General features: G+C 71.7%; 10 protein-coding genes. 7 read left to right on the top strand and 3 right to left on the bottom strand.

Features of this window, described 5'->3' with window-relative positions; genetic code table 11:
- Positions 1 to 78: 78 nt before the first annotated feature.
- A complete protein-coding gene (gene iolC / locus HUT18_RS22995; RefSeq protein WP_303246585.1) occupies positions 79 to 1,065 on the bottom strand; it encodes a 5-dehydro-2-deoxygluconokinase in 987 nt (328 codons plus the stop codon).
- A gap of 262 nt (positions 1,066 to 1,327) precedes the next feature.
- On the opposite strand from iolC, the gene HUT18_RS22990 reads away from it, so the two are divergent.
- The 4 genes from HUT18_RS22990 (at position 1,328) to HUT18_RS22975 (ending at position 5,916) form a co-directional block, all read left to right on the top strand.
- The gene (locus tag HUT18_RS22990; RefSeq protein WP_176102457.1) at positions 1,328 to 2,227 is read left to right on the top strand and encodes a sugar phosphate isomerase/epimerase; all 900 of its coding nucleotides are present in this window, start codon (positions 1,328 to 1,330) and stop codon (positions 2,225 to 2,227) included.
- 323 nt (positions 2,228 to 2,550) lie between these two features.
- Complete coding sequence (locus tag HUT18_RS22985) at positions 2,551 to 2,745, top strand: AlpA family transcriptional regulator (protein WP_176102456.1); 195 nt, start codon at positions 2,551 to 2,553, stop codon at positions 2,743 to 2,745.
- Between the two features lie 431 nt (positions 2,746 to 3,176).
- Complete coding sequence (locus tag HUT18_RS22980; protein WP_176102455.1) at positions 3,177 to 3,482, top strand: heavy-metal-associated domain-containing protein; 306 nt, start codon at positions 3,177 to 3,179, stop codon at positions 3,480 to 3,482.
- 112 nt (positions 3,483 to 3,594) lie between these two features.
- On the top strand, positions 3,595 to 5,916 hold the full coding sequence (locus HUT18_RS22975) for a cation-translocating P-type ATPase (protein ID WP_176102454.1): 2,322 nt from the start codon (positions 3,595 to 3,597) through the stop codon (positions 5,914 to 5,916).
- 766 nt (positions 5,917 to 6,682) lie between these two features.
- Here HUT18_RS22975 and HUT18_RS22970 read toward each other — a convergent pair.
- Entirely contained in the window at positions 6,683 to 7,999 is a 1,317-nt protein-coding gene (locus HUT18_RS22970) for a citrate synthase (RefSeq protein ID WP_176102453.1), read from the bottom strand.
- A gap of 305 nt (positions 8,000 to 8,304) precedes the next feature.
- Entirely contained in the window at positions 8,305 to 10,536 is a 2,232-nt protein-coding gene (locus HUT18_RS22965; RefSeq protein ID WP_176102452.1) for an ATP-dependent RecD-like DNA helicase, read from the bottom strand.
- A 433-nt stretch (positions 10,537 to 10,969) separates the two neighbouring features.
- Between HUT18_RS22965 and HUT18_RS22960 the strand changes: the two genes are divergently transcribed.
- The 3 genes from HUT18_RS22960 (at position 10,970) to HUT18_RS22950 (ending at position 14,328) form a co-directional block, all read left to right on the top strand.
- Entirely contained in the window at positions 10,970 to 12,016 is a 1,047-nt protein-coding gene (locus tag HUT18_RS22960; protein ID WP_176102451.1) for a LacI family DNA-binding transcriptional regulator, read from the top strand.
- Between the two features lie 513 nt (positions 12,017 to 12,529).
- Positions 12,530 to 13,504 (top strand): bifunctional helix-turn-helix transcriptional regulator/GNAT family N-acetyltransferase, encoded by a 975-nt coding sequence (locus HUT18_RS22955; RefSeq protein WP_176102450.1) that lies wholly within the window; start codon positions 12,530 to 12,532, stop codon positions 13,502 to 13,504.
- Positions 13,501 to 14,328 carry a sugar phosphate isomerase/epimerase gene (locus HUT18_RS22950; RefSeq protein ID WP_176102449.1) on the top strand — a complete coding sequence of 276 codons (828 nt, stop codon included), beginning with the start codon at positions 13,501 to 13,503 and terminating at the stop codon, positions 14,326 to 14,328. The genes HUT18_RS22955 and HUT18_RS22950 overlap by 4 nt, the downstream gene beginning before the upstream one ends.
- Positions 14,329 to 14,621 lie beyond the last annotated feature (293 nt).

Genomic DNA, 14,621 nt, shown 5'->3' with positions numbered 1-14,621 from the left:
CGGTCGCGGTCGGCCGCTGTCCGCGAGCGGGAGCCAGGGCCCCACCGTGCCACCGACGGACCCGCGTCCCCGGCCGACTCACCGGACCTCCCCCGCCGCGAGGGCCGCCGCGACCTCCTCGTCGCGCGGCATCGCGGAGGAGCACTCCAGCCGTCCGGCGACGATGGCGCCCGCGGCGTTCGCGTAGCGCATGGTCCGCTCCAACTCCCAGCCGGACAGCAGCCCGTGGCACAGCGCACCGCCGAAGGCGTCGCCCGCGCCGAGCCCGTTGACCACGGTGACCGGCAGCGGCGGGACCTCGGCGCGGGCGCCGGAGGCATGCAGCGCGAGGACGCCCTTGGGGCCCTGTTTGACCACGGCGAGTTCGGGTCCGGCGGCGAGCAGGGCGCGCGCGGCGCGCTCGGGGTCGCGTTCGCCGGTGGCGATCTCCACCTCGTCCAGATTGCCGACCGCGACGGTGGCCCCGCCGAGGGCCTCGGCGTACACCGCGGTGGGCTCCGAGCGCCAGAACATGGGGCGCCAGTCGAGGTCGAAGACGGTGATGCCGCGCCGGTCGCGGTGGGCGAGCGCGGCCAGGGTCGCCGTACGGCTCGGCTCCTCGCACAGGCCGGTGCCCGTCACCCAGAACACCCGCGCCTCGGTCACGGCGGCCAAGTCCATTTCGTACGGGTGGATTTCGAGGTCCGGGGCCTTGGGCTGCCGGTAGAACCAGAGCGGGAAGTCGTCCGGCGGGAAGATCTCGCAGAAGGTGACCGGAGTGGGCAGCCCGGGCACCTCGGTGACCCAGCGGTCGTCCACGCCGAACTCGCCGAGCGCCCGGCGCACGTAGCGGCCGAAGGCGTCCGCGCCGGTCCGGGTGATCACCGCGGTGCGGCGGCCGAGGCGGGCGGCGGCCACGGCCACGTTGGTGGGCGAGCCGCCGAGGAACTTGCCGAAGGTGCTCACCTCGGCGAGCGGTACCCCGGACTGGAGCGGGTACAGGTCCACGCCGACCCGGCCCATGGTCAGGACATCGAAGGGGGCGGCCTCGGAGGATTTCTCCTCGCTGACTGCCCCTGCTTCCAGGTTGTGGTCGTGCCCGTCGCCCACCAGTGCTTCCCTTCCCCTGTTCCGGCCCGCCCGCGTCCGGGCGCGCACCGGCGCAACCCCTGCCCACGCGCGCGCCCGCGTACGCGCTCCGGCCTCCACCAAAGCACGGCGGGGCACACCTGTCCTGACAACCGGACGTCCGGAGGGAGAAGAGTCTCCCGGCCAAGGCACGGGGTGGCGGGCCGCCGCGGGCAGGGCTTCTTGACACTCCGCTCGGCGCCCGGTGACGCTGGCGGGCATGACGACCCTGTCGCGTATCCGGATCGGTTCGGCCCCCGACTCCTGGGGTGTGTGGTTCGCCGACGATCCACGGCAGGTGCCCTGGCGGCGTTTCCTGGACGAGGTGGCGGCGACCGGGTACGAATGGATCGAGCTGGGTCCGTACGGCTATCTGCCCACCGACCCCGCACGGCTGGCCGAGGAGACGGGCAGCCGGGGCCTGAAGGTGTCCGCGGGGACCGTGTTCGCGGGGCTGCACCGGGGGCCCGAGGTGTGGGACGCGACCTGGCGGCACGTGTCCTCGGTCGCCGCGCTGGCCGAGGCCTCCGGGGCCGGTCACCTCGTCCTCATCCCGTCCTTCTGGCGTGACGACAAGACCGGCGAGGTCCTGGAGGAGCGGACGCTCACCGCCGAGCAGTGGCGCACGCTGGCGGCGCAGACGGAGCGGCTCGCACGGGAGGTCGGCGAACGGTACGGACTGCGCACCGTGGTGCATCCGCACGCGGACACCCATGTCGACACCGAGGAGAACGTCACCCGCTTCCTCGACGCGACCGACCCGGAACTGGTCTCGCTGTGCCTGGACACCGGGCACTACGCCTACTGCGGCGGCGACAGCGTGCGGCTCATCGAGACCTACGGCGAGCGCATCGGCTATCTGCACCTCAAGCAGGTCGACCCGGCCGTCCTGGCCCAAGTACACGCCGAACAGCTGCCGTTCGGGCCCGCGGTGGCCCGGGGCGTGATGTGCGAGCCGCCGTCCGGGGTGCCCGCACTGGAACCCGTACTCCAGGCGGCCCAGCGGCTCGACGTCGACCTGTTCGCCATCGTCGAGCAGGACATGTACCCGTGCGAGCCGGACCGCCCGGAGCCGATCGCCCGCCGGACACGGGCGTATCTGCGGGGGTGCGGGGCCTGAGGCCCTGTCGCCGCGCGCGCCCCTGGTGACCCTGGTGGTCCGGACGCGGTGAACCACGCGGTGCGGCCCGGTAGTTGAGCCGGGCCCCCGACGCATGCCCGAACGCCACTCCGCCCCGGGGCACTTCGCATCACTCTCGTCACAGAAGCCCGCCTTTGGTCACAACTGTCACGCCTACGCGGGTTTTGGGTCACACAGCGCCGACAGGGCCCGACCGGCGCCGGGCCGCGTCGTTGACCGGGCGGAGGCTGAAGATCACCCGCGCGTCCGGCTCCACCGGCGGTCCACACGGTCCGCTGCCGACGCGCGCAATGGAGGTGCAGATGACGGACCGCAGGCTCTGGTCGTACAAGGACATCGCCGCGCACATCCGTGTACAGCCGGACACGGTGCGCTCCTACCGCAAGCACGGACTGCTGCCCGCACCCGATCACGTCGAGGGCGGGAGGCCCTACTGGTACGCGGACACGGTCCGCAGATGGGCCGCCGCCCGGCCGGGCAACCGCCGCGGCAGGTGAGGAACCCACCCCTACGTTCGCGCCGAGCGCGCCGCGAGCCCCGTCGCCGAAGATCCGGCGGCGGGGCTTTCGCATGCCCCAGGGCGGGCGCCGCCTTCACGGGGTGCGCGGTTGGCTACGACGGGCCTCACCTCACGTACGCAGCGCGCGTACCCGCACACCCTGTGAAGCGACCGGCGAAATGGTCGGGCGCCAACGGGCCGCATCGCTTGGATTTATACCCCCCAGGGGTATAACGTAAGGAGCGTGGAGAGGGCACGGAAACGGGCCGCTCCCCGCACGCTACGCCTGTGGCGTGCGCCCACGTGGCGCGGCACCGCACGCTTCGAGCCAGTCCTGGAGCGGTGCGGAAGCGGTGCCGGCCGCGTGGCGCCGCGCCCGTACGCCGGACAGAGCGCCGACCGGCCTCGCCGAGAACCGAGGAGAACGACATGACCGCTCAGACCGAGACCGCCGCGACCGCTTCCGGCTCCTGCTGTGGCGGGTCCGCCTCGGCGGGCAGCTGCCAGGACCAGGGCGCCGCGGGCGTGACGGCCGTCTACCGTGTCAGCGGGATGACCTGCGGACACTGCGAGGGCGCCGTGGCCGCCGAGATCTCCGCGCTCGCCGGGGTGACCTCGGCCGTGGCCTCGGCCTCGGCGGGCACCGTTACGGTCGTCTCCGCGGCGCCGCTCGACGAGGAGGCGGTACGCGCGGCCGTGGACGAGGCGGGCTACGAGCTCACCGGCGCGGCCTGAGCCCCGCCCCCGCCCGGTGACAGCGCCGGGCGGCCGGGCCGTACCCGTCGCCGGTCCGCCGCGATCCGGTCCCGTACGGCCCGGTCCACAGCACAGCCTTGGAGCACGGACGATGACGAGCACAGCAGCCGGGCCGCCGGTGACCGCTCCCGCCGCCACCGGGACCGGAGCCGAGATCGAGACCGAACTGGTCATCGGCGGGATGACCTGTACCTCCTGCGCGGCGCGGGTGGAGAAGAAGCTCAACCGGATGGACGGGGTGAGCGCCACGGTCAACTACGCCACCGAGAAGGCCAGGGTGCGGCACGCCCCGGAGGTCTCGGTCGCCGCTCTCGTCGCCACCGTGGAGCGGACCGGCTACACCGCCGAGGTACCGGCGCCGCCCGACCCCGAGCCGGAGCCGGACGCGGGCGAGGACGGCGTCGGGGCCGGGGGCGGGGGCGGGGTCGCGCGCGGCGAGGACGATCCCGAACTCCTCGCCCTGCGGCAGCGTCTGGGCATCAGTGCCGTCCTCGCGCTGCCGGTGGCGCTCCTGTCGATGGTGCCCTCGCTGCAGTTCGACAACTGGCAGTGGCTGAGTCTCACGCTGGCGGCGCCCGTCGTGGTCTGGGGCGGATTCCCCTTCCACCGGGCGGCGTTCACCAACGCGCGGCACGCCGCCGCGACGATGGACACCCTCGTCTCACTGGGCACGCTGGCCGCCTTCGGCTGGTCGGTGTGGGCCCTGTTCTGGGGTCATGCGGGGATGCCGGGCATGCGGCACGGCTTCAGCTGGACGTTGTCCCGGGGCGACGCCGGATCGACGCTCTACCTCGAAGTGGCCGCGGGAGTGGTCACCTTCCTGCTGCTCGGCCGGTACCTGGAGGCGCGGGCCAAGCGGCGTGCCGGTGCCGCGCTGCGGGCGCTGCTCCGGCTCGGCGCCAAGGACGTCGCGGTACTGCGCGGGGGCCGCGAGGTCCGGGTGCCGGTGGCCGAACTGAAGCCGGGCGCGCTGTTCGTGGTGCGCCCCGGCGAGAAGATCGCCACGGACGGAGTGGTCACCGAGGGCGCCTCGGCGGTGGACGCCTCGATGCTCACCGGTGAGTCGGTGCCCGTGGACGTCACGGTCGGCGACCCGGTCGCCGGGGCCACCGTCAACGTGGGCGGCCGTCTCGTGGTGGAGGCCACCCGGGTCGGCGAGGAGACCCAACTCGCGCGCATGGCACACCTGGTGGAGGAGGCGCAGAACGGCAAGGCGGCCGTGCAGCGTCTCGCCGACCGGATCTCCGCGGTGTTCGTCCCCGTGGTGCTGCTGATCGCCGCCGGCACGCTGGGCGCCTGGCTGGCGGTCACCGGGGAGCCAACCGCCGCGTTCACCGCCGCCGTCGCGGTGCTGATCATCGCCTGCCCGTGCGCGCTGGGGCTGGCCACGCCGACCGCGCTGATGGTCGGCACGGGGCGCGGTGCGCAGCTCGGCATCCTCATCAAGGGGCCCGAGGTCCTCGAGTCGACCCGTCGCGTCGACACCGTCGTGCTCGACAAGACGGGGACGGTGACCACCGGGCGCATGTCCCTGGCCGGGGTGTGGACCGCCGAAGGGACCGAGGAGCGGGAACTGCTGCGGCTCGCGGGGGCCTTGGAGGATGCATCGGAGCATCCGGTGGCGCGCGCCCTTGCGGCCGGCGCCGCCGAACGCATCGGTACGCTCCCCTCCCCCACGGACTTCGAGAACCTCGCGGGGCTCGGCGTACGCGGCACGGTCGAGGGACGGCGGGTCCTGGTGGGCCGCGTACGGCTGCTCGACCAGGAGGGCATCGCGCTGCCCGGCTCCCTGGAGGCCGCCGCGCGGCGGGCGCAGGAGTCGGGGCTGACCGCGGTGGCGGTCGCCTGGGACGGGGTGGCGCGCGGCGTTCTGACGGTGGCGGACACCGTGAAGGAGACCAGCGCTGAAGCCGTGCGCGAGTTGCGCGCCCTTGGGCTGACACCGGTACTGCTGACCGGGGACAACCGCACCGTGGCCGAGTCGGTCGCGCGCGAGGTCGGCATCGACGAGGTGATCGCCGAGGTGCTGCCCGAGGACAAGGTCGCCGAGGTGCGGCGGCTGCGGAAGGCGGGCCGGACGGTGGCCATGGTCGGCGACGGGGTCAACGACGCCGCCGCCCTCGCCACCGCCGATCTGGGCCTGGCCATGGGCACCGGCACCGACGCCGCCATCGAGGCGGGCGACCTGACCCTGGTCCGGGGCGATCTGCGCGTGGCCGCGGACGCGATCCGGCTGGCCAGGCGCACGCTGACCACGATCCGCGGCAACCTGTGCTGGGCCTTCGGCTACAACCTGGCCGCCCTTCCGCTGGCCGCCACCGGTCTGCTCAACCCGATGATCGCCGGGGCCGCGATGGCCTTCTCGTCGGTCTTCGTGGTCGGCAACAGCCTCCGGCTGCGCACGTTCCGGTAGTGGAGGCGGACCCTCCACGGCATCACTCATCGCGTAGCATGCGTCACACCTTGCATATGCGGTGCCGCATATCGAACGCCGAACGCCGAGATTCGGACACCCATGGAGCCGCGAAAAGCAAGGATCCGGTCGGGCCGGACACGCTTTTCCCCAAGAACCTTCACCGAATTCGGGACCAGGCATCCCGTTACGGTCAGCGGCCCGCTAGGCTGGATACCGCCCTTCACAGATCCTGCTCAACTTCCTTACTGTTGAGCCGCGATCACCCGCCGATGGGGCTCGCACTTGTGGAGAACACGTGCGAGAGACGTAGATCACACTGGACGCTACGTAACCTTCGGAGGGGGCTGCGAGTCTAAGAGGGCGATGGCGGAAGTGTCTTGGGGGACGTTTCCGACATCAGGGGAGCGTCTTGGGGGACGTTCTCCGGTAGTAGCAGCGTTGGCCGGGACACGTGCACGGGAAAGCTTTGAGCGGCCCTCCCGTACGTACGGGTCCCGGCGGACCGCACCAGCGCGGACGCTGCACCCAGGCGCCCGGCCGGATCCCGTGGGGGGAATCCGCACCGGGACATGGAAAGCGCCCCGTTGCCGACCCGTGGGGGGATCGGTGACGGGGCGCTTTTCCGCGTCCGGCCCGGAAAGCGGCCGAGAGGTCGCGGGCGCCGAAAGGCTGCCCTGCCTCGGCCGCATCCCGGAACCGGGAGCGGACTGCCTCAGGTGCGGTGAACCGCGGTAATGCCGAGCCTTGGGGGGTGTCCGGCGGCTCAGCGCTCCTCGACCGGGACGAAGTCGCGCTCGACGACGCCCGTGTAGATCTGCCGCGGACGGCCGATACGGGATCCGGGCTCCTTGATCATCTCGTGCCACTGGGAGATCCAGCCCGGCAGCCGGCCGAGCGCGAACAGCACGGTGAACATCTCGGTCGGGAAGCCCATGGCCCGGTAGATCAGACCGGTGTAGAAGTCCACGTTCGGGTAGAGCTTGCGCTCGACGAAGTAGTCGTCGGCCAGCGCGTGCTCTTCCAGCTTCAGCGCGATGTCGAGCAGTTCGTCGCTCTTGCCGAGCGCCGAAAGGACGTCGTGCGCCGCCGACTTGATGATCTTCGCCCGGGGGTCGAAGTTCTTGTAGACGCGGTGCCCGAAGCCCATGAGCTTCACGCCGTCTTCCTTGTTCTTCACCTTGCGGATGAAGGTGTCGACGTCGCTGCCCGAGGCCTTGATGCCTTCCAGCATCTCCAGGACGGACTGGTTGGCGCCGCCGTGCAGCGGACCCCACAGGGCCGAGATGCCCGCCGAGATCGAGGCGAACATGTTCGCCTGCGAGGAGCCGACCAGGCGCACGGTGGACGTCGAACAGTTCTGCTCGTGGTCCGCGTGCAGGATGAGCAGCTTGTCCAGGGCGGCGACCACGACCGGGTCGAGGTCGTACTCCGCGGCCGGCACCGAGAAGGTCATCCGCAGGAAGTTCTCGACGTAGCCGAGGTCGTTGCGCGGGTAGACGACCGGGTGGCCGACCGACTTCTTGTACGCGTAGGCGGCGATCGTCGGGAGCTTGGCGAGCAGCCGGATCGTCGAGAGGTGACGCTGCTTCTCGTCGAAGGGGTTGTGGCTGTCCTGGTAGAACGTGGACAGCGCGCTGACCACCGACGACAGCATCGCCATCGGGTGGGCGTCACGCGGGAAGCCGTCGTAGAAGCGCTTGACGTCCTCGTGCAGCAGGGTGTGCTGCGTGATCTCGTTCCGGAAGGTGGCGAGCTCGTCGACCGTCGGCAGTTCGCCGTTGATCAGCAGGTACGCCACCTCGAGGAAGGTGGAGCGCTCGGCGAGCTGCTCGATCGGGTAGCCCCGGTAGCGCAGGATCCCCTTCTCGCCGTCGAGATAAGTGATTGCGGACTTGTACGCGGCCGTGTTTCCGTATCCGCTGTCCAGGGTGACCAGCCCGGTCTGGGCGCGGAGCTTCCCGATGTCGAAGCCCTTGTCGCCAACGGTGCTGTCGACCACCGGGTAGGTGTACTCAGCGTCGCCGTACTGGACTACTACCGCGCCGTTTTTCTGGGTGTTGTCGCTCACGTCTTCCCTCACCGACGTAGTGCCTCATCTTCGAGGTGCCCTGACTGTCTCTACCCTCCCCCATTTGGCTCAGGAGAGTGCACTCGGGGTCGACCATTAGGCCTATTGGCGGCACTCAGTGCCGCGCAACCTGCTCATCCTGCCCGGCTTCGCCCTGGTTCCGGAAGAGCAGTGTGACCTTTCCTACGATTTGATCGATCAAAATTTTCTCATGGGCACAAAGAAGCGGGACGAACCGCCTCCGCTTGCCGCCCGCAACCGGTTGCCGCGCGCTCTCCGCACCGGGACATCGACCGGAGTTCCGCCCGGGACCGGACTCAACCGGCCGTTGTGGAAAGGCTGCCCGCCCCGGACAGCCGGAAGTCCAGCGCGGTGCAGCGGCGCCCGGCCGAGACCGTCCGTACCGCCTGCCCCAGCGCCTTGCGCGAGCCGACGAGCACCACCAGCTTCTTCGCGCGGGTGACTGCCGTGTAGAGGAGATTGCGCTGGAGCATCATCCAGGCACTGGTGGTGACCGGGATGACGACCGCCGGGTACTCGCTGCCCTGCGAGCGGTGGATGGTCACGGCATAGGCGTGCGACAGCTCGTCCAGTTCGTCGAAGTCGTAGGGCACCTCCTCGTCCTCGTCGGTACGTACGGTCAGCCGCTGATCCTCGATGCTCAGTGAGGTGACCACGCCGACGGTGCCGTTGAAGACGCCGTTCGCGCCCTTCTCGTAGTTGTTGCGGATCTGGGTGACCTTGTCGCCGACGCGGAACACACGCCCGCCGAACCGCTTCTCGGGCAGGTCCGGCCGGGCGGGCGTGATGGCCTGCTGGAGCAGGCCGTTGAGGTTGCCCGCACCGGCGGGCCCGCGGTGCATGGGCGCAAGCACCTGGACGTCGCGCCGCGGATCGAGCCCGAAGCGGGCCGGGATCCGGCGGGCCGCGACGTCGACGGTGAGCCTGCCCGCCTCCTCGGTGTCCTCCTCGACGAACAGGAAGAAGTCGTCCAGGCCGGAAGTGAGCGGCGGGGTACCGGAGTTGATGCGGTGGGCGTTGGTGACCACACCGGACTGCTGCGCCTGCCGGAAGATCCGGGTGAGCCGCACCGCGGGCACCGGGCTGCCGGGCGCCAGGAGATCGCGCAGCACCTCGCCCGCGCCGACGCTGGGCAACTGGTCGACATCGCCGACGAACAGCAGATGGGCGCCCGGCGGCACCGCCTTGACCAGCTTGTTCGCGAGCAGCAGATCCAGCATCGAGGCCTCGTCCACCACGACGAGATCGGCGTCGAGCGGCCGGTCCTTGTCGTAGGCGGCGTCCCCGCCCGGCTTGAGTTCGAGCAGCCGGTGCACGGTGGAGGCCTCGGCCCCGGTCAGCTCCGACAGCCGTTTCGCGGCCCGGCCGGTGGGTGCGGCGAGGACCACCTTGGCCTTCTTGGCGCGGGCGAGCTCCACCACCGAGCGCACCGTGAAGGACTTGCCGCAGCCCGGGCCGCCGGTCAGCACGGCCACCCGCCGGGTGAGCGCGAGCCGGACCGCCTCCCGCTGCTCCGGGGCGAGTTCGGTGCCGGTCCGCTCGGCGAGCCAGCCGAGCGCCTTGTCCCAGTCGACGTCCCGGAAGGCGGGCAGCCGCTCCTGCTCGGTCCGCAGCAGTCTCGACACCTGGGCGGACAGGGAGAGTTCGGCACGGTGGAAGGGCACCAGGTACACCGCGGTGACCGGTTCGCCGGTCTCCGGCCCGGGCACCTTCTCGCGGACGACGCCCTCCTCCTGCCCCGCGAGCCGGTCCAGACAGTCGATGACCAGGCCGGTGTCCACCTGGAGCAGCTTCACCGCGTCCGCGATGAGCTGTTCCTCGGGCAGGAAGCAGTGGCCCTGGTCGGTGGACTGCGACAGCGCGTACTGGAGCCCCGCCATCACCCGCTCCGGGCTGTCGTGCGGAATGCCCACGGACTGGGCGATGCGGTCGGCGGTCAGGAAGCCGATGCCCCAGACGTCGGCCGCGAGCCGGTAGGGCTGGTGGCGCACCACGTCGATGGAGGAGTCCCCGTACTTCTTGTAGATGCGCACCGCGATCGACGTGGAGACGCCGACACCCTGAAGAAAGATCATCACCTCCTTGATGGCCTTCTGTTCCTCCCAGGCGGCACCGATCAGCTTGGTGCGCTTGGGCCCGAGCCCCGGCACCTCGACCAGCCGCCCCGGGCTCTCCTCGATGATGTCCAGGGTCCGAAGGCCGAAGTGCTCCACGATCCGGTCGGCGATCCGCGGCCCGATGCCCTTGATCAGGCCCGAGCCGAGATAGCGCCTGATGCCCTGGACGGTCGCGGGCAGCACGGTGGTGTAGTTCTCGACGGTGAACTGCTTGCCGTACTGCGGGTGCGAGCCCCAGCGGCCCTCCATCCGCAGCGACTCACCGGGCTGGGCACCGAGCAGCGAGCCGACGACCGTCAGCAGATCGCCGCCACCGCGCCCGGTGTCCACGCGCGCGACCGTGTAGCCGTTGTCCTCGTTGGCATACGTGATCCGCTCAAGGACACCCTCGATCACCGCGAGACCGGACATGCCCCGACGCTACCGCCCGCCACCGACAGCGGGGTCGGGTGTTCGGGATCGACGGTGCTGCCGGGGTTCGGGACGGACGGTGCTGCCGGGTGTCCGGGAGGGAGGGGATGTCCGGAGCGCCACGGTTCGTGTGCGGGCGCGGGGTTCGGGGCCGCTGTCGCGCCCGTCGCCGCGGAGACGTCCCTGGTGGTCGGCCTGGGACGAGGGGGCGCGGCGGGAACGGTCGTGCCCTAGCCTGTGGGCTTCGGCAGCCTGTGGACTTCAGGAGCCTGTGGACTTCGAGACCTCTGGGCTTCGGCAGCCTGTGGGCTTCGAGAGCCTGGGCTTCGGGGAGCGACCGGCAGGTGCGAAGGTCGCGGGCGGCGAGTACGGCGGCCCGGGCGGCGCGGCCGGAACAGTGGAACGGCAGGAACGACGGGCGGAGGACGACCGGATGACTGTGACCCTGGCGGACGTGGCGGCACGCGCACAGGTCTCCCCCGCCACCGTCTCCCGGGTGCTGAACGGCAACTATCCGGTCGCCGGGCCCACCAGGGAACGCGTGCTGCGCGCGGTGGCCGACCTCGACTACGTGGTCAACGGACCGGCCAGCGCACTGGCCGCCGCCACCTCCGACCTGGTCGGCATCCTGGTCGCCGACATCGCCGACCCCTTCTTCGGGATCATCGCCGCGGCGGTGCAGTCGCAGATCGGTTCCGGCGGAGGCCGGGGCGGCGGGGAACGGCTCGCGGTGGTCTGCGCGACCGGCGGCGCACCGGAACGCGAACTGACGTACCTCACCCTGCTCCAGCGCCAGCGCGCCGCCGCGGTGGTACTCACCGGCAGCGGCACCGAGGACCGCGAGCACACCGGCGCGCTGGCCGCGAAGGTACGGCGCCTCGAGGAGTCGGGGACCCGGGTGGTGCTGTGCGGCAGGCCCCCGCTGAAGGACACCCCGTCCATCGCGCTCCCGTTCGACAACCGGGCGGGCGCCCGCGAACTCACCGCACACCTGTTGTCCCTCGGCCACCGCCGCATCGCCTGCATCGCGGGCCCCGAGGACCGCACCACCACCCGGCACCGTCTCGAGGGCCACCGCGAGGCGCTGGCCGCGCACCAGCTCCCCGACCCCGCCCCGCTCACCGTGCACGCCTCCTACGAACGCGGCTCCGGCTACCACGCCATGCAAGAACTCCTCTCGCGCGACCCGGATTTGACCGCGGTGGTGGCCGCCAACGACAGCCTCGCCCTGGGCGCCTGCGCCGCCCTGCGCGACGCCGGAATCTCGGTCCCCGGCGACGTCTCAGTGACCGGCTTCGACGACCTCCCCTTCAGCTCCGACGCCGTGCCCTCGCTGACCACCGTGCACCTGCCGCTGACCGAGGCGGGGCAGCGGGCCGGGCGACTGGCCCTCGGGCAGGAGGGGCGGGCGGGGGAAGTGATTCCGGTGACCGGGGAGTTGAGGGTGCGGGGGTCTACGGGGCCGGTTCGGGCGGGCTGACGCGCGGAGGGGGATGGCGCGCGGAGGGGCGACGAACCCGCGTGGGCGGGACTGAGCGGGCTGCGGACCGACGCGTGGCGGGGCGGAGTGCGCGGAGGGGGTTGGCTCGCGGAGAGGATGGCTCGGCCCGAGGCATGACGGTGTCACCGCGGCGCGATGCCGTTACGGCAGGACCGCGCTGACCTGGCATAACGGTGCGCGCACGGGGAGGGACTGGCGATCCTGGGATCGGGAGTCCCTCCCTGCGGGCTTCCCGGGCCGCTTCCGGAGGCTTACGTTTGACTCAGTCAAAGGTAATCACCAGGAGTCAGCATGCCGAGCCACCGTCACCCGAAGAAGCCGAACCCCTCCCAGACGCTCGACCCGTCGGACACACACGCTCTCCCGAGCCCGCCCGACGCACGCACTTCCCCAAGTCCGCCGGAACCTCCGGACCCACCGGAACCTCCGTACCCGCCGGACCCTCCGCCCACGGGCCGGAAATCCGGCACCACCCCCGGCACCCGGGCACCGGTGATCCAGGAGGTCCGCTCCTTCAACCGCTTCTACACAAACCTGATAGGCGCCCTCGACTACAGCCGCCACCTGCACGCTCCGTACACGCTGACCGAGTCCCGCGTCCTGTACGAACTCGCGCACTCCGCGGGCACGGACGCCGCCGACCTGCGCTCCGAACTGTCCCTGGACGCCGGGTACTTGAGCCGGATACTGGGCAAGTTCGAGAAGGACGAACTGGTCGAGAGCGGCCCTTCCGCGAGGGACCCGCGACGTCGCCGGGTCACGCTCACCGAACGCGGCCGCGAGGCCGCGGCCGTGCTCGACGAACGCTCCCGCGAGGCGGTGGCGACCCTGCTCGCCGAGGTACCGGCGAGTGCGCACGCTCCGCTCACCGAGGCCCTGCACACCGTCCGGGAGACTCTGGAGCGCGGCGGCGACGAGGCAGCCCGTACGAGACGTGGCGGCGAGGTTCTGCTGCGTGGGCCCGCCCCCGGTGACCTCGGCTGGATCGTGGAGCGCAACGGGGCCCTGTACGCGGCCGAGTTCGGCTGGAACAGCGAGTACGAGGCACTGGTCGCCCGTATCGTCGCCGACTTCGCGCAGGACCACGACCCAGACCTGGAGCAGGTCTGGATCGCCGAGCTCGACGGACGTCGAGTCGGCTGCGTGCTGTGCGTACGGGACCGGGAGCCCGGCGCCGCTCGGCTCCGGCTGCTGCTCGTCGAACCGGACGCGCGTGGGCACGGTGTCGGCGACCAACTGATACGCGCCTGCGTGGACTTCGCCCGCCGGACGGGCTACCGCGAACTCGTGCTGTGGACGAACGACGTCCTGCGCGCGGCGGCCACGCTCTACCGCCGCCACGGCTTCGAGCTCATCGCGGAACAGCCGCACCACTCCTTCGGCGCCGACCTGGTCGGACATGATTACCGACTGCGGCTCGACGAGCCCGAGCACAAGCAGCACGACAAGCAGGAGGCACCCGCATGAGCGGCCCCCGTTACGCGTTCTCCACCCTCGGCCTGCCCGGCCGCCCTCTCGACGAGGTACTCGCTCTGGCCACCGCGCACGGCTACGCGGGCGTCGAACTGCGCGCCCACCCCGAGGAACCCGTACACCCCGGCCTGGACAGTGCCCAACGCGCTTCGGCGGCACGGCAGTTCGCCGCGGCGGGCATCGCGGTCAGCGCGGTCGCCGGATACGCGCAGGTGGCCGAGCCCGGCCCCGACGAGCCCGTCCTGGACGACATCCGCACCCTGGCCGGGCTCGCCCACGACCTCGGCGCGGGCTTCGTCCGGGTGTTCCCCGGCGGTGGCGACGCCCCACGGGAGGAGGCCGACGCCGTGGCGGCACGACGTCTCGCGGCGGCCGCGGTGTTCACCGAACCGCTCGGAGTGCGCGTCCTCATGGAGACCCACGACTCGCACCGCCGTGCGGCGGACGTGGCCCGCGTCCTCGACGCGGCGGGGCCGGGTACGGCGGGCCCACTGTGGGACGTGATGCACACCTGGCTCGGCGGCGAGACCCCGACCGAGAGCCTGAAGGCCTTCGGCAACGTCCCCGACTACGTCCAAGTCAAGGACATCGCCTCCGCCGAGGACACCACCCCCCTGCCCCTCGGCGCGGGAGTGCTCCCGCTCGCCGAGTGCCTGTCCGTCCTCGGCGGCCCGGACTACGAGGGCTGGCTGTGCTGGGAGTACGAGAAGCGCTGGTACGAAAAGGCGGCACCGCTGGGGCCGTTGCTGGGCGCGGGGCGAGCACATCTGGCGGGCCTGGTGGAGCAGGCCGGGGAGGGGGCTGCGAAGCGCCGGTGAGCTGGGCTGCGTGAGACGAATGCGCGGCACCGGAGAGAGGAAAGCGGAGACCGGAGACGAAACCGGAGGCCGGGGAGACGAACCGGAGAGAGGAACCGGGGAGGCGAACCGCGGAGACGAACCGGAGAGGGAAGCGCGGCGTGGGTGCGGCGGGCCCGGGGCGGGCTGCGCGGCACCGGAAGGCCGGGCGGGCGCGGCGCCAGAGGACCGGCGGGCGCGGCGCCGGAGGACCAGGCGGGCGCGGCCTCTCCTCCGCGCCACGCCCCCGCCCACCCTTGACCGGCAGAAAATTT

Origin of the sequence: Streptomyces sp. NA04227, assembly GCF_013364195.1 — a bacterium.
GTDB lineage: Bacteria > Actinomycetota > Actinomycetes > Streptomycetales > Streptomycetaceae > Streptomyces.
This window is presented reverse-complemented; position numbering and strand designations above follow the sequence as displayed.